Origin of the sequence: Pseudomonas sp. DE0157, from assembly GCF_007678615.1 — a bacterium.
GTDB classification, from domain to species: domain Bacteria; phylum Pseudomonadota; class Gammaproteobacteria; order Pseudomonadales; family Pseudomonadaceae; genus Aquipseudomonas; species Aquipseudomonas parafulva_B.
Genome location: NZ_VEJN01000044.1, coordinates 1 through 535 on the forward strand (window position 1 = coordinate 1; position 535 = coordinate 535).

Annotated in this window: 1 protein-coding gene; it reads right to left on the minus strand. The window is 57.0% G+C overall.

The genetic code is table 11. The features are described from left to right. Positions 1-535 (minus strand): immunoglobulin-like domain-containing protein (locus FS777_RS21265; protein ID WP_145257592.1); only part of this gene is annotated, 535 nt, incomplete at both ends.

A 535-nucleotide genomic window follows, 5' to 3' on the forward strand; every position in this document is an offset into this window, starting at 1 on the left:
CGATCGAGTTCACGACAGCAGGGTTCGTGCCCACATAAACGTTGTCCGGTGCAGTGGCGGTGGCCGAACCTACGGTGTTGTTGGCAGGAACCACGACGGTGGTGCCGTCTTTCAGGTGGAAGTACAACTCAGCGTGATTGTTGATCGGCAATCCGTCTTTGTTGGTCAGGGTCACGGTGTAGGTGATCTGACCGCCTTCGGTTACGGAATCGGTGGCGGTGAGCTTGGCTACAACTTCGTCGATGGTGTCAGTCACTTTGACCGAGGCATCGTTACCCAGCTGCAGGTTTTCGAAGGTACGGCCGCCAGCGTCTGCTGCCGACTTGATGCCCAGGCTGATTTCGCCGGAGTCTTTGTAGACGTCGTCGCCCTGTGCTGCGTGCTCGTAGGAAACAGCAGTCTGGCCGGCCTTGATAGTGACTTGAGCGTTGTTGCTCAGGGTCACGACCAGGTCGTTGGCCAGGGCTTTGTTGATCTGCACGGTGAACGTTGGTTTGACGTTCTCGGCAACAGAAGTTTGGTCGGCAGTGATGGT